Origin of the sequence: Arcobacter peruensis, assembly GCF_003711085.1 — a bacterium.
Lineage (GTDB): Bacteria > Campylobacterota > Campylobacteria > Campylobacterales > Arcobacteraceae > Poseidonibacter > Poseidonibacter parvus.
Genome location: NZ_CP032363.1, coordinates 1,400,221 through 1,422,311 on the forward strand (window position 1 = coordinate 1,400,221; position 22,091 = coordinate 1,422,311).

At 27.0% G+C, this 22,091-nt stretch carries 21 protein-coding genes and 1 pseudogene; 19 read left to right on the plus strand and 3 right to left on the minus strand.

Features of this window, described 5'->3' with window-relative positions; translation table 11 throughout:
• The first annotated feature begins 190 nt into the window (after window positions 1–190).
• The 10 genes from D3Z07_RS07065 (at window position 191) to D3Z07_RS07110 (ending at window position 12,536) form a co-directional block, all read left to right on the plus strand.
• The gene (locus D3Z07_RS07065) at window positions 191–1,375 is read left to right on the plus strand and encodes a tyrosine-type recombinase/integrase (protein WP_122893442.1); all 1,185 of its coding nucleotides are present in this window, start codon (window positions 191–193) and stop codon (window positions 1,373–1,375) included.
• A complete protein-coding gene (locus tag D3Z07_RS07070; RefSeq protein ID WP_122893443.1) occupies window positions 1,365–2,564 on the plus strand; it encodes a hypothetical protein in 1,200 nt (399 codons plus the stop codon). The genes D3Z07_RS07065 and D3Z07_RS07070 overlap by 11 nt, the downstream gene beginning before the upstream one ends.
• 96 nt (window positions 2,565–2,660) lie before the next feature.
• Entirely contained in the window at window positions 2,661–2,855 is a 195-nt protein-coding gene (locus D3Z07_RS07075) for a MerR family transcriptional regulator (RefSeq protein WP_122893444.1), read from the plus strand.
• A 15-nt stretch (window positions 2,856–2,870) separates the two neighbouring features.
• Window positions 2,871–4,421: a primase-helicase family protein gene (locus D3Z07_RS07080; protein ID WP_122893445.1), complete on the plus strand. Its 1,551-nt coding sequence runs from the start codon at window positions 2,871–2,873 to the stop codon at window positions 4,419–4,421.
• 80 nt (window positions 4,422–4,501) lie between these two features.
• Window positions 4,502–5,557, plus strand: a complete 1,056-nt coding sequence (locus D3Z07_RS07085; protein WP_122893446.1) for a hypothetical protein — start codon at window positions 4,502–4,504, stop codon at window positions 5,555–5,557.
• Complete coding sequence (locus tag D3Z07_RS07090) at window positions 5,547–7,439, plus strand: hypothetical protein (protein ID WP_122893447.1); 1,893 nt, start codon at window positions 5,547–5,549, stop codon at window positions 7,437–7,439. The genes D3Z07_RS07085 and D3Z07_RS07090 overlap by 11 nt, the downstream gene beginning before the upstream one ends.
• 94 nt (window positions 7,440–7,533) lie before the next feature.
• Window positions 7,534–8,526: a hypothetical protein gene (locus tag D3Z07_RS07095; RefSeq protein WP_122893448.1), complete on the plus strand. Its 993-nt coding sequence runs from the start codon at window positions 7,534–7,536 to the stop codon at window positions 8,524–8,526.
• Window positions 8,527–9,321: 795 nt separating this feature from the next.
• On the plus strand, window positions 9,322–10,110 hold the full coding sequence (locus D3Z07_RS07100; RefSeq protein ID WP_122893449.1) for a substrate-binding periplasmic protein: 789 nt from the start codon (window positions 9,322–9,324) through the stop codon (window positions 10,108–10,110).
• Window positions 10,111–10,124: 14 nt separating this feature from the next.
• Window positions 10,125–11,369 (plus strand): GGDEF domain-containing protein, encoded by a 1,245-nt coding sequence (locus D3Z07_RS07105; RefSeq protein ID WP_122893450.1) that lies wholly within the window; start codon window positions 10,125–10,127, stop codon window positions 11,367–11,369.
• A gap of 732 nt (window positions 11,370–12,101) precedes the next feature.
• Entirely contained in the window at window positions 12,102–12,536 is a 435-nt protein-coding gene (locus D3Z07_RS07110) for a hypothetical protein (protein WP_122893451.1), read from the plus strand.
• Window positions 12,537–12,752: 216 nt separating this feature from the next.
• On the opposite strand, the gene D3Z07_RS07115 is transcribed toward D3Z07_RS07110, so the two are convergent.
• On the minus strand, window positions 12,753–13,355 hold the full coding sequence (locus tag D3Z07_RS07115; protein ID WP_122893452.1) for a TlpA family protein disulfide reductase: 603 nt from the start codon (window positions 13,353–13,355) through the stop codon (window positions 12,753–12,755).
• 277 nt (window positions 13,356–13,632) lie between these two features.
• Between D3Z07_RS07115 and D3Z07_RS07120 the strand changes: the two genes are divergently transcribed.
• From D3Z07_RS07120 to D3Z07_RS14365, 3 genes and pseudogenes are all read left to right on the plus strand, one after another.
• Window positions 13,633–13,830, plus strand: a complete 198-nt coding sequence (locus D3Z07_RS07120; protein WP_122893453.1) for a hypothetical protein — start codon at window positions 13,633–13,635, stop codon at window positions 13,828–13,830.
• Window positions 13,831–13,940: 110 nt separating this feature from the next.
• A pseudogene (locus D3Z07_RS14425) lies at window positions 13,941–14,300 on the plus strand (putative iron-sulfur cluster-binding metallochaperone); the annotation flags it as partial.
• A gap of 27 nt (window positions 14,301–14,327) precedes the next feature.
• Window positions 14,328–14,486: a GDCCVxC domain-containing (seleno)protein gene (locus tag D3Z07_RS14365; protein ID WP_303572596.1), complete on the plus strand. Its 159-nt coding sequence runs from the start codon at window positions 14,328–14,330 to the stop codon at window positions 14,484–14,486.
• 137 nt (window positions 14,487–14,623) lie between these two features.
• Here D3Z07_RS14365 and D3Z07_RS07130 read toward each other — a convergent pair whose 3' ends face one another.
• Together D3Z07_RS07130 and D3Z07_RS07135 are read right to left on the minus strand one after the other, a co-directional pair.
• On the minus strand, window positions 14,624–15,298 hold the full coding sequence (locus D3Z07_RS07130; protein ID WP_122893455.1) for a DsbA family protein: 675 nt from the start codon (window positions 15,296–15,298) through the stop codon (window positions 14,624–14,626).
• A 1-nt stretch (window position 15,299) separates the two neighbouring features.
• Window positions 15,300–15,719, minus strand: coding sequence for a disulfide bond formation protein B (locus D3Z07_RS07135; RefSeq protein WP_122893456.1), 420 nt, complete (start codon window positions 15,717–15,719; stop codon window positions 15,300–15,302).
• A gap of 239 nt (window positions 15,720–15,958) precedes the next feature.
• Here D3Z07_RS07135 and D3Z07_RS07140 point away from each other — a divergent pair, with 239 nt between their 5' ends.
• The 6 genes from D3Z07_RS07140 (at window position 15,959) to D3Z07_RS07165 (ending at window position 22,091) form a co-directional block, all read left to right on the plus strand.
• Window positions 15,959–17,221: an SO_0444 family Cu/Zn efflux transporter gene (locus tag D3Z07_RS07140; RefSeq protein WP_122893457.1), complete on the plus strand. Its 1,263-nt coding sequence runs from the start codon at window positions 15,959–15,961 to the stop codon at window positions 17,219–17,221.
• A 2-nt stretch (window positions 17,222–17,223) separates the two neighbouring features.
• Window positions 17,224–17,568, plus strand: a complete 345-nt coding sequence (locus D3Z07_RS07145) for an ArsR/SmtB family transcription factor (protein WP_122893458.1) — start codon at window positions 17,224–17,226, stop codon at window positions 17,566–17,568.
• A 200-nt stretch (window positions 17,569–17,768) separates the two neighbouring features.
• A complete protein-coding gene (locus D3Z07_RS07150) occupies window positions 17,769–19,343 on the plus strand; it encodes an IS1182 family transposase (protein WP_122893459.1) in 1,575 nt (524 codons plus the stop codon).
• A gap of 312 nt (window positions 19,344–19,655) precedes the next feature.
• Entirely contained in the window at window positions 19,656–19,871 is a 216-nt protein-coding gene (locus D3Z07_RS07155; RefSeq protein ID WP_122893460.1) for a hypothetical protein, read from the plus strand.
• A 1-nt stretch (window position 19,872) separates the two neighbouring features.
• Window positions 19,873–20,856 (plus strand): leucine-rich repeat domain-containing protein, encoded by a 984-nt coding sequence (locus tag D3Z07_RS07160; RefSeq protein WP_164707209.1) that lies wholly within the window; start codon window positions 19,873–19,875, stop codon window positions 20,854–20,856.
• Window positions 20,853–22,091 (plus strand): RES family NAD+ phosphorylase, encoded by a 1,239-nt coding sequence (locus tag D3Z07_RS07165; RefSeq protein WP_122893462.1) that lies wholly within the window; start codon window positions 20,853–20,855, stop codon window positions 22,089–22,091. Before D3Z07_RS07160 ends, D3Z07_RS07165 begins: the two co-directional genes overlap by 4 nt.

Here is a 22,091-nt window from a genome sequence, read left to right on the forward strand (position 1 = left end):
ACTCAAAGCTCCTTAAAATAAGAAGTTATAATACATTTTATTTTTTTCACTCTTTTCATATTTCCTCATTTTTTCGCTATTTTCATACAATATGTAGTAAAATTTTGTAGTAAAATATTATATCTATTATGTTAATATATAAATTATGAATGATATATTAATGTTAGTTTTGTAGTAAAGAGGTAAAGAAATGGGATTTAGAAAAGTAAAAGGCAAAAAGTATAATAGCATTTACGAATATTATAAAGATTCTGATCATGATAAAAAAACAATTGCCTATTATATAATGTACAGAGATATTGAAAATAAACCTAAAAAAGTCAAATGTGATGCAAAAAGTAAAAACGAAGCCTTAAAAATCTTAAATGATAAAAAGATACAAATTTCAAAAGATAGAAAAGAGATACAAAAAGACTCTTCTCTTTTACATCAAAAAGTCATGAGTGGCAATTTAAGCCTTGAAGATGTAGCAAAACTTTACTTTCCTACGAAAACAGCTAAATCAACTGATATGATTAAATCAGCCTATAATAGACTTGTTAATCCACATATAGGAAAAAAGAATATTACAAAGATAAAAACAGAAGATATTAAAAACCTTAGTAATATCCTAAAAAAAACTCCCTCAAGACAAGGTACACCATTTAATCCCCGAACTGTAAAAAAAGTCATAAGTTATCTAAGAGCACTTTTCAACTGGGCAATTAAACAAGGATATACAGATAAAAATCCAGTAATTATAAAAGATATAATCAAGGTTGATAGAAATGAAGCGGGAAGAGTTTTATCTGATGAAGAGATTGAAAAGCTTTGGAAGTTAGATGATTTTATTATGAAACCTAGATTACTATTGTTCTTAAAGGCGTGTTACCATACAGGAGCAAGACCATCAGCTGTAATAGATATAAAAGTTAAACATATCAATTTTGATAAAGGAACAATTCACATTAGAGCTATAAAACAAGGTAAACCCTATGATGCAAGAGTAAGCCAAGAATTATTAACTTTATTAAAAAAGTGGATTACTCAACATAACCTAGTGCATGATAATTGTATATTCTATCCAGAACAACTATATAAAAGAGCTACTGAAAAAGACGAAAAAGAAGAATACAAAAATCAGTCTACACGGTATCAAAAGTATGCAGAACAACTAAGAACAATATTTAATAAACATTTTAATCAAAATATAGGAACATATGACTTAGCATATAGGGTTAGTGTTTATACAATGAGAAGAACAGCTGCAACTAAGGTTTATAAGAAATTTGGAATCGTTCATGCAAAAAAGTTTTTAAACCATACAGAAATTGATACAACAATGAAGTATTTAAATATAGAAGATGATATGGAGCTAATTGACTATGGACTATAAAACAAAAAAGAAGATACCTAAACGAGATGAAAACAAATATAAAGAAATAGAAGATTTTAAAGATTTTGAATTAGTAAATAATGCCTTTTATGAAATGGGTATTAGAACAAAGAGATTTAAAGAGCTTGAAAAAAAATATGTCTATTGTGAAAACTTATATACTAAAATATATAAATATATAAACTGGGATAAACCTTTAGAAAATATTGAATCTGGAGACTTTTCAAATGATGAGGATATAATATATACTATTGTAAACAAATCTGCAAAAGAGAACTTTGAAGAGGCTTTAAAAAAGTATGCAAAAGACTCTTTAGAAATACATAATGAGGAAATGTTCAAATTATTAGAATTAGATTTTGAACAGTTTAAAAAAGAAATACAAATCACATCTTTAGAAAATAAAGAAAATGATAAACTTATTGAATCTTATTGTTGGATTGAAGATCTTTCATTTATTATCCCTAAAATAATTAAAAAGGATTTATATATAGATTTTTTTGAATACTACAATGAAGAGGAAGAAACAGATCCTAAAATAGGTGTTGAATATGAAGAATCCTCTGCAACATCTTTATACAAGAAGTATGAATATAAGAAAACTTATTATATCGAAACAATTATTGATGATGACAATAACAAGATTACAAGAAGTTTATATCCTCTAACAAAAAGAAAATTACTAACAGACCATGTACTCAAGTTTTCATCGAACCATTTAATACTTCACAAACAAGTAATTAAATTTTTAGAAGATTTTTTCAAAGTTATTGAAGTAAAAATCAAAAAACAAACAGCTCTTGCAGATGCATTCTTTTGCTATGACTATTACAAGTTTAGAGTAGAAGAAGTAGAGCAAGAAAATAAAAAACGAGAAAAAGAAAATCTAGAAAATACTATTCTACAAGAGGCTAAAGACAGTATAGAAAAAATAGATAGGGACACATACTCAACATATCAACAAAAGGCAGAAGAACGAATTCCATATAAAGAAACCATACAATATGAAGAATTAAAGCCATTAAAAAAACCTACTATTAGGAAAGGTCCAAACCATATCTTTGATGAATCAAATTTTAAGAAATCAAATATAAAGCCTGGTACTGCTTATAATTACTACGACTGGATAAAACCATATATTGATAACAATGAATACATTAATATAATAAACTCCGAACAGCTATTTTAAACTACTATGTACCCACAAAATTATAAAAAAAGTGGGTACGCAAAAAAAACTCTCATGTAATAATTCTCCTCAATATTAAAAAAGGAGAAACAACTTATGTCAAATCTAAACTATTTACGACAAAAATATCCAACGAAGTCGTTATTAAAGAAGAAAGAAGCAGCTATGGAGATGAACTGTAGTATCGCGACTTTAGACAGGCTTAGAAAGCAAAACATTATATCATCAAAAAAAGTAGGAGGTGGGATTTACTTTACTTTTGAAGAAATTGCATCTTTCTTAGATTCATAATAAATGGAGTCTATTATGGAAAATTTAGATAACAATTTTTTTGAAACACAAATTTTTGGAGATGATGAAAAATCTACTGGAAACAATGAAGGTGTTGTACCGCAAGAGACAATAATTAAAACTGATGATATATTTGACAAAAATAAAGAATTAAAAATCACAAATACAAATATCATTTGTGATGGTAATGGTTTTCAAGATATGCTAGGAGATGGAAAATCAGATTCAGCACCTGATTTTACAAAATATAAGTTCAACAATTTTAGAGTTTCTGATAATGAGTATCTTATTAAGCTTCAAGATGTTGGGGGAACATTAATTATGTTTGATGATGGAGAGCTAATGTTAAAATCATCTTCTGATACAGATTTAAAAAAAATAACGGAGGAAAAAGCTAGCAGAGTGGTAAGTCAACTTATTGGTGAATTTGTAGTAATAGGTAGAGGAACAAAGGATAATCCACCAGATATTAAATATAGTGATTTAATGCTAGTTTCAGAAGTTGTCTTCAAACCTCATATTATGGCTGAGTTTTACGAAGAAGGCAAGACTTATAAAATGAATAAGTTTAATCCGAGTGAACCTTTGATGCTTAATAAAAATACACCATATAAAAAGCCTGTTTATACTTTACATCTGATAGCACATTTAGTGAATTATGACCCAGAAAGGTTTCACTACCTTATTAATTGGTTAGCTTTTATGTTTGTATATTTAAACAAATCAATGGTTGCCATTGTACTAAGAGGTATACAGGGAAGTGGTAAAGGTCTATTATTCAACAAGATTATTACAAGTTTATTTGGTGAAGTTTTTGTAGTTACTGTAGGTAATAAGAATTTAAAGAGTCAATTTTTAGCAGCATTATTCGAATGCAGACTTTTTATAAACCTAAATGAAATGTCTCATGATTTGAAATCAAATAAAGAATTAAAAAACTTTATTAAGGAATTGATAACTGAGCTAAAATTATCAGCAGAAAAGAAGTATGAAAATCTATCTAAAGCTATTGATCTATGTGCTCAAATTCTGATTACATCAAATGAAGCATATATACTTGAAATTGAACCAGAAGATAGAAGGTTTACTGTTTTTTCAACGGCAGGGAATATTTCTCATGAGGAATGTAACTTTTTTGGATTGGGAGATTTTAAAGTTTTCAAGAAACAATTAGAATTAGAACTATCTGATTTTGCATTATACTTGAAAAATTATCCTATTGATACAAATCTTGCAAATACAGCACTCAATACGCCTGAGAAAAAAGCTTTAGTCAAAGGAACGAATGATAGATTTAAATTGTTCATTAATGCACTATTAACTCAAAATATAGAATATTTTGAGCCCTTAAAAGTAACTGATTCAATCATATATGCAAATATTGTTACTGGGTTCAAAAAAGGAAGGATTTATCAAAGGGATATCTTAACTGCTTTTATTGTCGTAAACCCTCGTGATTATCAGATGTCTACTCAAGCACTACTTGACAAACTTGAGATATATGAACCAACAAAGTTTTCAAGAGAATTAAGAAGAAAATCAGGTGACTGGTACTTCAATTTATAATTGAATATAGCTTTAGATCGAAAGGTCTAGAGTTATATTTTTTTATTCTAAAAAACTAAAAATACAAAAGGATCAATAAAATGTTTATAACACCATATCATAAAACCTTTAACCTATGCCTAAACTGGTTAAATAAGACAAAAAACAATATACATAATGACGAGATTCTAAATATACAAGTTTCTTCTCATGGAATGAAAACTTTTCAAATAGTTAAAACACTTGTAAAAACTATTATGGAAGAACATCAAGAAGAAATTCTCGAAGATTCAAGAAACTGTTTTGCAACAAGATTATACTCAGTATATTTTACATCGACTACTAATATACCTGATATTTACTATGAACAAAACAGAAATATTATTCTGATAACACTTCATATTCCAAGTTTAATTGAAGTACATAGACCAATATTATGTGTTTCTTTCAAAGGTTATTCACTTGACTTAACTAGTAGCTTTAAGAAGGATCCACTTAAAGATGAGCTTTTGCACAAATTAACTCATGAAGTAGACAGTTTTTCAAACAAACCTAGAATAAACCAATATGAAGAGTATGCTAGCTATATTAAAAAGTTACCATTATTAGAACTAATGAAAAATAAAAACTATGAAAAGATTGGTAGTTTTGCTTACAATATTATTCTTAAAGAATCTTATCCCTTTATGTTTAGAGAAATACTCATTGATACTGAATACATATCGACTAAATATCCTTTTCAAGGTTTAATTCTCGATGATATCAAAATGTTTATAAATGAAAAAGTTTTATTAACTAGACTATCTATTATCATATACAGACTATCATTTTTAGAGTTTGACAAAAATATATCTGACATAACTAAATTTTTTAGTCAAAAACTTGCTTTAGGAAATAGTAAAAATCTATGTTTGGACAATCTAAATTTTATCAGCAGAGATTTAAATACCAGTTCAAGTTACGATGTTTATGATTTAAGATACTTAGAATCAAAACAAATAGCAAAAGCAAAAAACATCATCCAAAATCAGAAAAATAGGTATGGGTATGAGCCTAAATTTGAATTTGATAGAGAAGCAATATATCACGCGACATGCCTTTCGTATAAAGATATAGAGTTACTTATCAATACAAAGGAGTTTTCCTATGGAAGATAATGAATCAAATTGGATGATTGATATTTGTGATGAGATAATCTTTATGTTGGATAACAATCAATTTAACTACACAAATAGTACCAAGTATAATAGTTTAATAGTAAAGCTTTTTAAAGACTATGAGAAATATATAGATTCTTATAACAATCAAGAAGAAGATTCTGAAAAATTTTTTGAAAATTATAATCAAGAAGAATCGCTAGCTTTTGATATTTTTAAAGCTTTAATTAAAGATAGTTGTAGACTTATAAATATAGATATAAATAATCAAAATGATATAGATTTTCTAGAAGATTATTTCAACAAAATTGCTGTGAGTCTTGATAATACTACATCTGCTCAAGTAATTAATACCGATCCTTCAACAAATTTATCCATGACAACAGTTATTTCTCATGCAAATAGCAATAAGAAAAAATTCATCAAAGTCAATGAAAGAAGGCTTGATGATATACATCTTATCAAAGAGCAGCAAAGAAGAATAGATTTAGAACAAAGCTTTTTATATCAGAAGGATATCAATAGAAAAGATAAGATTATACAAAATCACTATAGAACAATTAGTATATTAGAAAGCCAAGATTTAAGCATCTGGAAAGATCAAAACAACAAACTTTTCTATAGACCAAAAGCATTTGAAAAAGAGCAAAAAATAAATAAGGCTGACATTGAAGATATTACTAAAGACTTGTATGCCAAAGTCTATGATTCTACAGAAGATGTACAAGTTATAAATGCAAACTATATAATCATTTCACTATTACCTACAGTTCGAAAAGATATCTTTTGTCCTGCTTTAAATAGTGAGTTCGTATTTATCTCAAATAATCTACATGACAGAAATAAGTTTGATTATACTAAGTTATTAGAAAAGAGATTAAACTCTATTAATGATTCATTAGTAATTAACCATAACAATTTTATAGAACAGTTTCTTGAACTTCTTTTTCAAAATGAAGATGAGTTCTATTTTTTTATAAGATGGTTATCTAGTTTCTTCTACTATTTGGAGAAATCGAATACTGCACTTGTTCTTATAGGAGATAATGAAACTACTGATATTATAATGGACTTCATAATTAAACCAATATTTATTAAAAAAAAGAAATATCTTAGTACCATTAATAATAGTGCTTTAGATAAAGAGAGGGATAATAACAAACTATTGGAAGACAAGATTTTTTACCATGTCAATAATCTTAACAGTAAAACTGATACAAAAAGAGTTAGCAAACTCATAAGAAGCCTTGTAAAGCCTAATCATATTACACCCAATGAAGCTTGGGATAATGATGAACAATATATCCATGGTGAACTTCTTGTTACAGCAAGTAAAGAGAGTCCTTATTTATATTTAAAGAGTGTCTTAAGTAGTTGTTCTGTTATTAGAGTTAAAGATATTGAAAGTGTTTTAAATAAATTAGATATGGATTATTCTGATTTTGAAAAATCTATGACTGATGATATTAATAATTTCACTAATAAGTTAGTTCAATATAGTCAAAATAATTACTCTTTAACTGTTTTAAATACTGATGAAAAAATTTATCTGAATACAATAAAAAATGGTGTACTTATTACACCAAAGATTGATAGAAAAATTAATTGTTTTGTAGAAGATATTTTAAAAGGGAATATTGATGCTTTTCACTCTATAAAACAATACGATGAAGATCTCTATGGTGAGTTGCTATACAATTTTAAAGAAGAGATGATTGCACAACCAATTTTAAGTAAATACTTCAACATTATTCATGAAGAAGAACTAATTCCAGATAATAATGAATTTATTAAAATCTTACAAGAAAAAGCTAAAATGTATAATGAAACACCATCTGATAAAAGTAAATATAATGCTAAAAAGAGGTATAAGATTTTTTAGTATAAAACTTTATATAAATAGATAGGTTATCTTAATTATAGAAATATCACTTTAATTGATATAATCTTCTATCTAAATAAATGGAGTTTAAAAAATGATTAAAAAAATGATTAGTAAGTGTAGAAAGAAGAATAATCCCACAAGAATAAAATTAAAACAATACTATGATTCTATTTCGAGTGAAAGTACTTACGATTATAAAAATCTCATAGAAAAAGATGCATTGTTTTTTCTCACTTACAAAGATAAAATTATGTTTTTTTTAAACAATAGAATAAAGCATCATAATTTCTCAAAAGTTGAAAAACTTTTATTAAATTTAATTTCCCATCATGAAAATGAAAAGAGTATGGATACAATTGCCCAAGAACATTTTGAATCATATGAAATAATAAATAAACTAGTAGGTGATTTTATTGAAAGTAGAGATGCATTTAATTTTAAAAAGATTATCGAATATTATTTAGAAGAAGAAACTATTAAGTTAAATAGTTTTAGTACGGATGTCACAATCTGTCTACAATTAGCAAAAGCGATTCCAAGTGTAAATAGAGACTATATTAAACACATTAATTCCATCTTTATAAAACAGGCTAAGCATTTAATATCAAAGAATTATGAATTTGAAAAGATACTCATATTTAAAACAAATACTACAGTTGGGTTAATTGCGATTAGATTAGGTTCAGATTCATTTCTATATCCTGACGTATTTAAGAAAGATATAAAAATAATACTTTCTACAACGTATTATAAAGATATGTTTGATAATTTAACAACAATTAGAATATTAGATATTGTTGGTTCAAAACCCAACTCAATTATTAATCGCAAAGGATTCGCGAATCTTATGATCCAGGCTTTTCTTAAAACATGTTCCACTACAATCAATGAAAGTCAGTTGAAAATATCTGGATCTAGAGATGATTCAGGTGAGCAAAAAGATAAAGATAGAGTGAATGCATTTTGGAATAAGTTAAATGTTCTTAATACAACCATCGATACTAAAAAGTTTCAATCATTAGATTTACGTAAATTTAAAGTAAATAATGAGGAGATTATTGAAATTGTTAATATTACGATTTAACTGTCTCTCTAGGTAAAACATCAAATAATCTATAAAAAACTTTTTGTACCCACTTAAAAAATATATTAAACCTACTTAGATACTGGGTCTATTGTCCCCTAATCCTATAAAGATTCTATTAGCATCTCAGTAGGATTTTCTACGATAGCTTATCATTATATTTATACAGTCAGATTTTTCATTTGATACATTATGGGTAAAAAACTGGGTAAAAGAAAAAAATCTTTTTTATGATTTTAAATTTGTACCAAATTTTACTTATCTTTATTTTCCTATTAAAAACTACATAAATTTCTTATATCTTATAATATTCACCCCTGCAAAGATTCCTGCTAAGGAATCTTCTTTGGTGAAATATTATAAATATACATAGAATTATTAGATAGAGGGTAAAAAGCTTATTGTAAGAGAATAAAAATAATAAATATATTTTAGGAAAGAGAAGAACTATTATTAAAAAATACTTTTAAATTCAATACCCTAAATTTTACCCAAAAAATATAACATAGTAAAGAGCGTTCAGAGTTTTATATCAATACCTAGAATTTTAGCATAGTTAATCTTACTAATCCTAAATTACGCCAAAAAGTACAGATTGTTGAACTTGCTATTTTAACGTAGAGATGTTGACATTCATTATGTCGACTAGTTTTTTCAAGAATATTATTTTTCCAAAACTACCTTAATCTCAAAGCTTAGATAAAAGAAATAAAAGACATAATATTAAATGTAAAAAAGTGGAATATCATTTAAAAATTGAAGAATAATTCAAATAATTCATTAAGGAAGAAGCGGATGAAAAGTTTAAAAAAAACAGCAGGTATAGTAGTATTTAGCTTAAGCATACTATTACCACTACATTTGTTTTCAGATACGTTAAAAATAGCTACAGATGAATGGTGCCCATACGATTGTTTACCAGGACAAAATGATGAAAAAGTTGGTTATTTAGGTGATTTATTAGTTGAAACTATGAAAGCAAGAGGTCATAAAGTTGAGTTTGTAGAAGTTAATTATACGCGTGGTTTAGAATTAGTTCGAGAAGGAAAACTAGATGGTACTATGGCTTGTTTTAGAGAAGAAGCACCTGATTTTATTTTTCCAGATTTTCCACTTGGAAAAAGTAACAGCACCTTTTTTACCCTTAAAGACTCTTCGTGGAAGTATACAGGAACCCAGTCACTTAAACAAGCAAATATGATCGGTGTGATTGATGGTTATGATTATGTTGATCCTAAGGTGATGGAATATCTTAATAAAAAACCAAATAATATTTTAGCAATGAAGGGTGAAAAACCATTAGAAAGATTGTTAGAGATGTTAATTAGTGGCAGGATAACTACTATTATTGAAGATAAAAGTGTTTTGGAATATAAAATCACTCAAATGGGTAAAGAAAATTTAATAAAAGTCTCTGGAGTAACAGACGCAGTTATCGATGTTTTTGCTAGTTTTTCACCAAAGAAAAAGAACTCAAAAGAATATGCTAAAATTCTATCAGAAGAAACTATAAAAATGCGAGAAGATGGACGTTTACAGGAACTTTTAGATAAATATGGAATTAAAGACTGGCAGTCTAAGTAAATGATTATTTAAGTATGAGTGCTCTATTTAAACATTTTCGTCAAAGCATTGCTTTGCACCTATTAACTACGATTTTTGGCTTTTATTTTTTAGTTGCAGTACTGGTAACAGTTGTTCAGCTTTATAAAGAGTATGAAGATACTAAAGCTAATTTTTATAAAGAGATTCAAACCTTGCCAGCTACTTTTAATCGAGGTATTGTTGACTCAGTTTGGACCTACAATAATGAATTGCTGCAATCTATTTTGCTAGGTATGTATAATTTACCAATTGTAGTAGGAATTAAAGTTGAATCTATTGATCATAAAATGGATTTACAAATTGGAGCTGTGCTCAACGAAAAAAATGAGATAACTTATTATGATTCTTCTGGAAAAGTAACGGAACAAAAAGAGTTTGGTTTTGGTACTGATACATTATTTAAGCATGAGTTCCCAATGCAATATGAAGGAGCAGCTTTTGATCATAAAATACCTTTAGGTCAAGTAACATTATACTCTAATAATCAACTGGTATTCGATCGGGTTAAATATGGTTTTATTCTTATTTTAATCAATTCTATTATCAAAACAATCGCACTCTGGTTTATTATTTATTATTTTATAAAAAAATATCTAAGAGAACCTTTGGAGGAGTTTACCAGTAAAATACGTGAGCAAGATGTACTCTCTCCACAAGCTATTGATCTAAACCTTCACTGGACAGATACAAATGAACTGTTAGTATTGAAAGATAGTTATAACCAGATGATTCTACGTTTAAATGAACATAAACTAATTAGTATTACAGATAAACTCACAGGACTATTCAACAGAGTAAAACTTGATGAGGCACTTGATGATGAATTTAACCGAAGTAATCGCTTCAAAAGAAGTTTCGGTATTATTATTATTGATATTGATCATTTCAAAAAAGTTAATGACACCTACGGTCATCAAGTTGGTGACCAAGTACTTATTCAATTTGCCAAAATACTTAAAGAAAATATCCGTAAAATTGATATTTTAGGACGCTGGGGTGGTGAAGAGTTTATGATAATATGTTCAGAAACTGATTTCCAGGGTACTATCAAACTAGCAGATTCTCTTCGCCAAATAATTAGTAAATATGATTTTCCAACTATTGGGGATTTTAGTGCAAGTTTTGGAGTATCTGCATATGCTAGTGATGAAAATATAGATAATATTATTGCACGTGCTGATAAGGCTTTATATAAAGCAAAAGCAAATGGTAGAAATAGAGTTGAAGGTATGCAATAGTCTTATTCCTTAACCTCTTGAGACTGCGAAAGAACTATCAAATCCAGTCATAATGGAGGTAATCTTTAAAGTACCAAGCAAAAAATAGCGGACTATCTTGCAGTTTTATACTTTTCTGAGGCATTTTTTTGTCAAAAAATGCGCTTGTGGGTCTGAAACTTGAAAAATATTCTTATGTTCAACTCTTTTTATTTATATAGAGCTAATTCTTTCACAGTCTCTCTTAATTTTAGAACAGTTTTTACAAACAAAAAGTTTTTCCCAAATAGAGTTGAACTTTGGAACATTCTCCAAAAGCTACAGGTTGTTGAACTTATTTTTATAACTTATCTTTGTAATAATTTTTTACCCACCAGAAAATGATGATACACCAGATTATATATTAAGTAATAATAAAGATGAGATTTTATGTGCCATGAATTCAAGTGAACATAATGCAAATCATAGTTACTTAAAAAATTGCTAGTTTTTATTCTAGACTTACACTTATAAACTTTAATAGTAAGTCTAGAAAAATTTAATATTTCTTCCCTTCTACTTCTTAAACATCAAATTATATTAATACAACCATTCTAAAACTTATTCACTTTCTTTATCTTTATCTTTCTAAATTCTAACCGAATATATAGAATAATTTATTTTCAAAAAGTTTTAAATATAATATAAAATTTCCTCATTCCTTCCTTATTAAATCCTTATAATACACCATATAAAAAATCAAAAGGATTTAAAATGAAAAAGATTATAACAACAGGTTTACTAGCAAGTTTATTAGCAGCTTCATTATATGCACAGAATGATTTCTCAGCTTTCTACCCAATAGAAAATGATGATACACCAGATTATCTTGTAGAGAATAAAGTTGAAAATTTAAATACAGTTAGCGCTTCATCAGCATCAACAATTGATGCAAATACTTTGTTAGCATTTTATCCACTAGAAAATGATGATACACCAGATTATCTTATAGATAATAAAACACAAGATTTAAATACAGTTAGAGTTTCATCAACATCAACAATTGATGCAAATACTTTGTTAGCATTTTATCCACCAGAAAATGATGATACACCAGATTATATATTAAGTAATAATAAAGATGAGATTTTATGTGCCATGAATTCAAGTGAACATAATGCAAATCATAGTTACTTAAAAAATTGCTAGTTTTTATTCTAGACTTACACTTATAAACTTTAATAGTAAGTCTAGAAAAATTTAATATTTCTTCCCTTCTACTTCTTAAACATCAAATTAATAATTACTAACTCTTTTAAATTTAAAGTTTTAAATAATTCATAGAATAAAAATATTCTATGAATTATTAGAGTATCAAATTTATATCAATTAAAAAAATTATCTATTAAAATGAGTAAACTGAGATTATCGTATCTCAAGTTTATTTTCACCTATAGCCATTTTAAGAAATATTTCATACGTTTCTAAGTCTGTTTCCCCAAGAAATTTTTTTACAAATTTTCCATCTTTAGAAAATAAAAATAGTTCAGGAATTCTTTGAACATCATCTAAATCTTTTGCTAATTTAAAGTTTTCTTCTCCAACAGTAATAGGATAAGTAATATCATACTTTTTAATAAAATCAATAATTTCTGAGGTAGGTTTATCTTCTTCTTTCTCATAAAGTACTGATATTATTTCAAAATCATCTTTATATTTTTCTCTTAACTCTTTTAAAATAGGCAGACCTTTAATACATGGGGGACACCATGTTGCAAAGAAATCAACTAAAATAGCTTTTTTACCTTTGTAATCTTTGAAGTCTAAACCTTCTTTTGTACTCGTAAGCTCAATTATCTTACCATCTGTTGTTGTAAGTTTAAATGTTTTAGATACAAACTTTTTTACATAAGGTGTATTCTTTTTAGTATTTGCAATTAAGCTATCGTCAATCTCTGATTTAGAATCACAACCTGTAAATAAAAAAAGTGATGTAAGAAATACGGCAAAAAAGTAATTAGTTTTCATGATTATCCTAATGTTTATAAGTTTTATTACTTGAAATTATAGTAATAATAAGTTAATAGATGATTAATTAAATGCCGAAAGTTCTTTTAAAAAATTTGTAGTTTCTTCTTTTGTTTGTTGATAATATAACCATTCTAAAACTTATTCACTTTCTTTATCTTTACTTTTCTAAATTTCAACCGAATATATAGAATAATTCATTTTCAAAAAGTTTTAAATAAAATATAAAATTTCCTCATTGCTTCCTTAGTAAATCTTTATAATACACCATATAAAAATGAAAAAGTTAACATTATCAGTATTAGTTGTAGGTTTATTTGCAGGAAGTCTATTTGCAAGCGAAAATAATAAAATGATGAATATGAGTAAAGAAAATTGTATAACAATGCATAAATCAATGCACCAAGATAAAACTTTAGCAACATTTGAAAAACATCAAGCAATATTAAATAATTATGGAATACCTACTCTATAATTATTTAATCCCCCTCCTCTCCTAAATTTTGAAACTTTAAAGGAATTTATAATGTGGATTTTTCATACAAAAGATATATGTCCTACTTGTAAAAACATAGCGAAAATGTTTCACCTGTTACGATTAAATCTTTAGTTAAAGAAGAATACTTAAAGGAACTTTCATCTATTGAAGACTTCCTATTCTGTCAAACACCAAATTGTGAAGTTATCTATTTTAAACTAAATGAGCTAATTAAACAAAATCAACTAATAATAGAAGTTGGATTGAAAGATTGGGCTAATCCTTCTACTATTTGTTATTGTTTTAATTGGACGAAAGAAAAAATATCTAATAAAACAAAAGCTATTGAAGATATTTCAGAAAAGATGAATAGTATTGGTTGTAATTGTGAGAATAATAACCCATCTGGAAAATGTTGTTTAAAAGATATTAAAAAGGCAGTTAAAGAATTAACTCAAAAGGAGTAAATTATGAAAATCCAATGAAAACCTATAATTACTTGTCCTCTATGTGGACATAAAGAAGAAGTTATACTAACTGACTCTTGTCAATTTTTTTATCAATGTAGAAATTGTAATAAAATGATTAGACCAAAAGGACAAGACTGTTGTATTTTTTGTTCATATGTAACAGTGCCTTCTCCTTCTATTTAAATAGTGCATAAATAATTAAATATTTATGCACTATTTTCAATGACTTGGACTTAACTTACCTTTGAATTAGAAGCAGAGAAAAATAAACTCAAGAAATTGCTACAATTATTCTTTATATAGTTTTTATATTCTTCTCTTTATTTATCCATTTCAGATTGTATTAGGTCTTTTAGATTTTGAAGTCCAAATTGTTGAAGTGGTTTTCCATTTACGTAATATGAAGGAGTTTTTGTAGCACCTAATTTTCTACCATCTTCAATATCTTGTATTACTATTTTCATTAATTCAGGGTCTTTCATGTCTTCTAATAATTTATCCATATCCAGTCCCAAATCTGAGAGGGTTCCCCAAAGATTATTCAGATTGTGTCCATTGTGTCCAGCCCAATTTCGTTGTGTTTTAAAAGAGGCTTCAAGAGATTCCAAAAACATATCTTGTTTCTTAGTAGCTTCTAACATAACTACAACCTTATCCGAATCTTTATGAAGTGGAGCATATCTAAGAACTAATTGAATTTTATCTTTATTCTTTTCCAAAATATCTTTTATGTATGGATGAAATTGAGAACAAGTTTCACAGGCAGGATCAAAGTATTCTACTAATTGTACTTTTGCATTATCAGGACCAATTGTAAAAGAGGAATCTCTTTTAAATAACACTGATTGATTTTCTGATAGAGTAACAGTTTTATTATTTTGTGATTGATTATAAGTGTATTTCATACCAAAAAATATTCCAATTAAAATTATAATAGAAATTACTATCATAGTTTTATTCTGCATTACTGTATTGTTGTTGTTTTTATTTGCCATGTTATTTTTCCTTTCCAAATACTAATAGTATAAAAAGCATAAAATATGCTATAAACGAGAGAGACGGGATAGTTATAAATCCAAACCAACTGATATATTCAGTTGAACATGGTACTCCGCTACTGCAGGGAACAATTGATTCTGGGATTATATCTAACATTAAAAGGTTATGATAAATAGCAAAAAGCAATCCAACTACTACTATAGGAAATGTATATTTATACACATTATCATCAGGATAGAGTAAATTAATTAAAAATAATATAGAAAGAGGATACATAAATATCCTTTGATACCAACACATATTACATGGAATAAATCCCATAATATCACTAAAAAATAAACTACCTAAGGTCGCACTACTTGCTACTAAAAAACATAAAAAAATGATTTTAGTACTAATTCTTATATTTAGATTCATCAAATACCTTTTATCTTTAAATATTGAAGTCTATCTCTTTAAGATTAACGAACAATTAACATCTATATTTAACACTTAATAGAAATTTTGTGAATAAGTATTTTTAGGAATATATACCATAATAGATTAAGAATTATCCCCACTATATAGTCTTAATTAAATTTTAAATAATATATCAATATAATTACAGTATATTAGATTATGCTAATATACTATCACATATTCTAAAAGGAATTATTATGGAACTATTATCAAGTTTTTTAGACAATTTTATAATTTTATTAAATGCAATGTCAATTTATATAATTTTAGGTTTATTTTTTGCAGGTATTTTAAAACAATTAATACCAGACAATTTTGTTTCATCACATTTAGGAAAAGATTCTACAAGTGCCGTTGTAAAAGCAACATTGTTTGGGATACCTTTACCTGTTTGTTCTTGTTCTGTTATCCCATTAGCACAAGGATTAAGAAAAGAAGGAGCAAGTAAGGGTGCTGTTCAAAGTTTTTTAATATCAACTCCAATTACTGGTGTTGATTCAATATTAGCTACATACTCATTATTTGGTTTTGTATTTACAACATTTAGAATTATATCTTCAATTATAATTGCAATTACAGTAGGACTTGTTCAAAACTTTGTTCAAAAAGATGACAATATACAAGTAGAAGCTTCTGAATCTTCTTGTGGTTGTTCTTCAAATTGTGATACTCCAAGTGTAAAAAAGAAGTTTTTATTTAAAAATGTTTTTAAATATGGTTATGGTACATTATTTAATGATATGGCGAAAGCACTTCTAATTGGTTTAATTTTAGGTTCAGTATTTGTTACATTTACACCAAAAGAATATACAGAAATCCTATTTGAAAATCAATTCTTAACTTATATAGTAGTTATGTTATTTGCTATGCCTTTATATACTTGTGCAACTGCTTCACTTCCTATTGCTGCTGCATTTATGTTACAAGGTATGTCACCAGGTGCTGTATTTATATTCTTAACTGCTGGACCTGCTACAAGTGCAGTTACAATGAGTGTTGTTTATAAAATGTTGGGAAGAACATCTTTAATTATATACTTAGTTGTAATAGCTATATTGGCTTTCTTCTTTGGGTATATATATGATACATTTTTTAAAGAGCTTAGTCTATTAACAATTACTATGGATAATGATGATGTAAGCATTTTTAATATTTCATCTTCTGTTGCAATGATGTTATTAATATTCTATCACTTACTAAAAGATAGGTTCAATAAAAAAGTAAATAGTTATACTAATAGCAGTGATAGTTCTATTGCTCCTAAGAATAATACATTCTCAGTAAACAATAGTCTTTCTCCAAATAAATTAAGTAATAATATTAATACTACATTGAAGAAACCTGATAACATAGAAGAGAAGAACTTTACTACTAATTTAAATAAAAACATTGATTTGACATCAAAGCCTAAGTTTAGTAATCATATACCACAAAAGAATATGTTTAGAGAGAAGGAATAAGATTGAAAAATGATACTACTTGTCTAAGAATAACAGTTGATAAAGATAAAATTGATTATGAAAAACAACAATTAATTTTAAAACAGGATATGTTTTCAGAAAAAGAGAAACTCTTTTCATTGTTAGGAAGTGAAGTTAGATTAAAAATTGTCTATCTTCTCTTAAAATATGAAAGATTATGTGTTTGTGATATTAGTGATATATTAGGTATGAAACAATCTCCTGTATCTCAACATTTAAGAAAGTTAAAAGATGCAGGGATACTTTTTTCTAAGAGAGAAGGACTTATGATTAATTATTATATTTCTTCACAATATATCCAAAAATTGTCATCATTTTTAGATTAAGGTCATTAGTTAGTTTTTCTTTATATATATTTAATATAAGAATCTTAAATATAAACTCGTATGTTTATTTTCCAAGTTACAGCTATTACTTGATTCAAATTACTGTTCTATAACCTCTTGAGACTGTGAAAGAACTAAAGCCATTGATAACAACAAATTAGCTAAAATATAGATATCAAAGATTAACAAAAAGGCCTAACATGCCGAACTACAAAGAAGGATTAGACCGTCATCAACAACTCTTATTTCCTCCTAGTATGGATGAGTATGTTGATGAAAATAATCCAGTAAGGGCTATTGACAGCTATGTCGATAGTATAGATTTAGCTGCTGTTGGAGTATTTACTTGTAACGGTGGTTCTGAAGGTCAACCAGCATATCATCCATCACTACTTTTAAAGATTTACCTCTATGGATATCTAAATAGTATAAGAAGTTCTAGAAAGCTTGAACGTGAGCTTAAACGTAATGTTGAAATGATGTGGCTTTGTATGGGACTTTCTCCTGGATACAAAACTATTGCTAACTTCCGTAAAGATAATCCCTCAGTATTAAAACAATTATTTCGTGACTTTGTAATGCTATGTCGCTCTGTTGATTTAATTGATGGAGAAGTTGTTGCTATTGATGGTGCCTTTCTACGTGCTAATGCATCAAAGAATCAACTTATCTCAGAAAAAATGACACGTAAGGATATGGAATCAGTGGAAGAAAAGATAACAGAGTATCTTTCTTCACTAGAGTATAGTGACACTTGTGAGAATAAAGAGATAACTCCAGTAGTAAAGAAGCAAAATCTAAATCGACTTAAAAAAAATAAATTAAAATTGAGTAGTAATTTACGGACATTAAAAGAACATAATGCAACTCAATACTGTAAAAGTGACCCCGATGCTACTTTGATGAGTAAACCAGCACATAATCTAATGGCCTATAATACTCAGATTGCTGTTGATGGAAAATATAAGTTCATTGTTGCCACTGATATCTCCAGTAAAGGTGTTGATCTAGATCAGCTTTACCCAATATCAATACAAGCTAAAGAGGCCACAGGAAATAAGAAGATAAAAGTTGCAGCCGATGCAGGTTATTACAATCCCAAAGAGATTAAGAAATGCGTTGATGAAGGTATAGATGTTTATGTACCCATACAAGATAAGCAAAAACAACAAAAAGACAAAGGAAAATTTACTCGTGATGCATTTGTTTATGATGAAGCTAAGGATTGCTATATCTGTCCTAATGATAAGGTGTTAAAGCGGAGAAAAACTATTTATGAAAAGAATGGTATTAAGCGTTTAATGTACTTCGGTACCCGCTCTGTATGTACAGTTTGTCCAATACGTTCACAGTGTCTTCCTCCTAAAACACCTGCAAAACGTCTTTGGCGTTGGGAACATGAATCACTCATAGAGGCTCACCGTACAAAGATGCAGACACACAAAGCAAAAACTATGATTAAACAGCGTGCCGCTTTGGCAGAACACCCATTTGGTACAATCAAACAAAAGCTAGGATGGAGCCATTTTCTAGTACGTGGCAAAACAAAGGTTGCGGGAGAGAATGCTTTAATTATGCTCACCTATAATTTTAGACGATTGTTGAATCTAATTGGTATTACACTGTTTCAAAAGCTGGTAAAAGCCAGTAAAAGTGGCAATATTGAGGATATAAAACAAGAAATAGTAGAGTACATTGCAGTTCTACACTTTTTTAAAGCTTTATTTCGTCAAAAAATGTGTTTATACATCTGGATATTGAAAAAACTTTCTTAGTCTTGATTCTTTTACTTATATAAGGTTAGTTCTTTCACAGTCTCTCTTATATTTGGAGCAGTTTTTACTAATTGTAAGCTTGTTCCAAATAGAGTTGAATTGTTGAACATTCTCCAAAAAGTACAGGTTGTGGGACTTATTGTTTTATCTCAGAATCTTTTAATTCTGAGTATGAATTCAGTCGCCACTCCATCTTTTTAAAATAATGCCGAAAAGAATAAAAAACTAATTTACCTATATATTTTATTAGAACAATAATAAAATATTTGTTATTATTTAGATACAATTTATTTATAACTAAAAGAAGAAATAATGACTTGTAAAAAAGAACAAATAATATTAAATAATAACAGAACAGTAGGTGAACAAACACCTGTAATCATATCAGCTAGTAAAAACACAGATATACCTTCATTTAATACTTATCCTCATATGTGTAATTATTGTTATGCTAATACTTCTAAAGAGATAGCTAAGAAAAATTATAAAATGCATTTGGAAAATACGAATAGTGAAAGTATTTTATAAAATGGATGATTTAAATTGGTTTAACGATATTTGTAAATGGGCAAATAAATATAACATAAGTGAAGAAGAATTTCCAAGAAATAAATTTTTATTACAAAATATGACTGAACTTGATATTTCTAACAAAAATATAAATGAAATACCACCACAAATACAAAACTTAACAAAACTACTTATGCTTATAGCAGATAACAACAATATAAAAGAATTACCATTAGAGCTTTTTAAATTGAAATCATTATGTATGTTGATTTTTTCAAATAATGAGATATCTATTCTTCCAGATGAAATAGAGAATTTAAGTATAGTTTTTTTGGATATGTCAAATAATCCTATTAAAACAATACCTCAAAGTTTTTATAGACAAAAAAGAATAAATACTTTATATTTGCATAATACTCAACTCAATAATATAGAAAAAGATATATTTCAATTAACCAATTTACATAAACTAAGTTTTGATGACAAACACCTACATAATATAGCTAAATATATAAATTTATTACCTAATATCGACTCAATAAATCTTAGAGAAAGTAACTACGATAAAACATCACAATTAATACAGAATCTAGGTTTAAAACTTGAAATAAAAAAGTGGCTAGAGGAAGATAGAAAATCAGACAATAAAATTGTTATGTTACTTAAAGAAAATGACGATGATTATGATGTAAAGAACTATATGGAAGATTTGGTCTCTTATTCTCTTAAAATAGTTGATATCAAACCTTTTATAGCATTAGATCTATTTTATGAGGTAGATTCTTTATATGATGAAGTAGGAGTTTTCCCAGATCAAATGATTGATCTTAGTATAGATATAGTTTTAAATACTGCAAAAACAGATATTCAACAAGCTATAAATCTGCTAGATATCATAGATGTAAAAGACTTTAGGATAGAAACTATTGATGAACTTATAAGAACAACAGAAGATAAAAGATATAAGGTGATTTTAGAGAGTAGGAAAGAGGCCTTGAAGTGATTCGATATAAAAAATATTTTTGTATAAATTGTTTTGAAGATGAAAATATAAAAAATTTTATTAAAAATAAAGGTAAACGAATAAAAAAGGAACATTTTAAATGTAAGTTCTGTAATCTTGTAGATTGGAAGCATAATGAAAAGTATGATATAAAAGACTATGATGATAAAGAATTTATATCAGATAAAATTTACATAATAAATCAAAATGTTTTTAATAAAAAGATTATTAAAATTATTAATAAACACTTTGAATATGTTGAATCGCCAAAATACGATGAAGAGAAGCAATTACTAAATTTAGTAGATATTTTATCTGATAAGCTTTTTTGGGATGAATCTACTGATATATTAATAAAACTAGCAAAATATGAGTTTATCAAATTAAAGAGATTCCCATTTAATCAAAGTGTACAATTAGAGTACCCTGATAAATCTAAACATAATTATGATGGTCAAGAAATTCATTTGATTAAATGTTGGAAAAAAAAAGAAAATATTTCATGGAAGGAATTTAAAGAGCATACCAAACATAAGGCAAGATATTTTGATCATAAAAAAAGTCATTTTAAATTGAGTCAACAGATAGAGCCTTTTAAAAAGCTTTTTAAATCATTAGAAAAGAATTTAAAAAATCAAAAAGTTTATAGAGCTAGAATAATTAACTCACAAAAAGAAAGAGATGATATTAAAAAATCACCAAATACAGAACTAGGTAAAGCACCTGTAAAAATAGTTAAAAATAATAGATTTAGCCCAATAGGTATATCCTATGGATATTTTAGTTTTGATGAAAAAACAGCTATTAATGAGATTAGAGCAGAGCTTAATAAGGAAGTAGCTATTGGAACTTTTAAATTAAATGAAAAGTTGTCTTTAGTTGATTTTACAAAATTGTATTGTTTATCTTCTGAAATTTATGGAAAAAAAGACATGAATCCTTTTGATAAAGGTTTCAATATTTTGCTTACAGATATTTATGAGTTTATCAAGGATATATCAAGACCTATAAACGAAAGTGATACTTTACTAGAATATGTACCTACACAAATTATGGCTGAATATATTTGGTCACTTGGATATGATGGATTTATATTTGATAGTAGTCAAAATAAAGATGGTGAAAATATTGTTTTATTTGGAAACAATCCAAGTTTAAAAAAATATGAAATATTAAAAATAAAAGATAAGAATATAGCTTATAGAACCTCTCTAATACAAAAGGAGATTTTATAA

Bases quoted from the DNA above. Each gene is read 5' to 3' on its own strand.
- D3Z07_RS07110 (WP_122893451.1), top strand. From the start codon at position 12,102: ATGAAAAAGATTATAACAACAGGTTTACTAGCAAGTTTATTAGCAGCT.
- D3Z07_RS07105 (WP_122893450.1), top strand. From the start codon at position 10,125: ATGAGTGCTCTATTTAAACATTTTCGTCAAAGCATTGCTTTGCACCTA.
- D3Z07_RS07095 (WP_122893448.1), top strand. From the start codon at position 7,534: ATGATTAAAAAAATGATTAGTAAGTGTAGAAAGAAGAATAATCCCACA.
- D3Z07_RS07080 (WP_122893445.1), top strand. From the start codon at position 2,871: ATGGAAAATTTAGATAACAATTTTTTTGAAACACAAATTTTTGGAGAT.
- D3Z07_RS07130 (WP_122893455.1), bottom strand. From the start codon at position 15,298: ATGGCAAATAAAAACAACAACAATACAGTAATGCAGAATAAAACTATG.
- D3Z07_RS07160 (WP_164707209.1), top strand. From the start codon at position 19,873: ATGGATGATTTAAATTGGTTTAACGATATTTGTAAATGGGCAAATAAA.
- D3Z07_RS07135 (WP_122893456.1), bottom strand. From the start codon at position 15,719: ATGAATCTAAATATAAGAATTAGTACTAAAATCATTTTTTTATGTTTT.
- D3Z07_RS07120 (WP_122893453.1), top strand. From the start codon at position 13,633: ATGAAAAAGTTAACATTATCAGTATTAGTTGTAGGTTTATTTGCAGGA.
- D3Z07_RS07085 (WP_122893446.1), top strand. From the start codon at position 4,502: ATGTTTATAACACCATATCATAAAACCTTTAACCTATGCCTAAACTGG.
- D3Z07_RS07070 (WP_122893443.1), top strand. From the start codon at position 1,365: ATGGACTATAAAACAAAAAAGAAGATACCTAAACGAGATGAAAACAAA.
- D3Z07_RS07065 (WP_122893442.1), top strand. From the start codon at position 191: ATGGGATTTAGAAAAGTAAAAGGCAAAAAGTATAATAGCATTTACGAA.
- D3Z07_RS07150 (WP_122893459.1), top strand. From the start codon at position 17,769: ATGCCGAACTACAAAGAAGGATTAGACCGTCATCAACAACTCTTATTT.
- D3Z07_RS07075 (WP_122893444.1), top strand. From the start codon at position 2,661: ATGTCAAATCTAAACTATTTACGACAAAAATATCCAACGAAGTCGTTA.
- D3Z07_RS07140 (WP_122893457.1), top strand. From the start codon at position 15,959: ATGGAACTATTATCAAGTTTTTTAGACAATTTTATAATTTTATTAAAT.
- D3Z07_RS07100 (WP_122893449.1), top strand. From the start codon at position 9,322: ATGAAAAGTTTAAAAAAAACAGCAGGTATAGTAGTATTTAGCTTAAGC.
- D3Z07_RS07115 (WP_122893452.1), bottom strand. From the start codon at position 13,355: ATGAAAACTAATTACTTTTTTGCCGTATTTCTTACATCACTTTTTTTA.
- D3Z07_RS07155 (WP_122893460.1), top strand. From the start codon at position 19,656: ATGACTTGTAAAAAAGAACAAATAATATTAAATAATAACAGAACAGTA.
- D3Z07_RS07090 (WP_122893447.1), top strand. From the start codon at position 5,547: ATGGAAGATAATGAATCAAATTGGATGATTGATATTTGTGATGAGATA.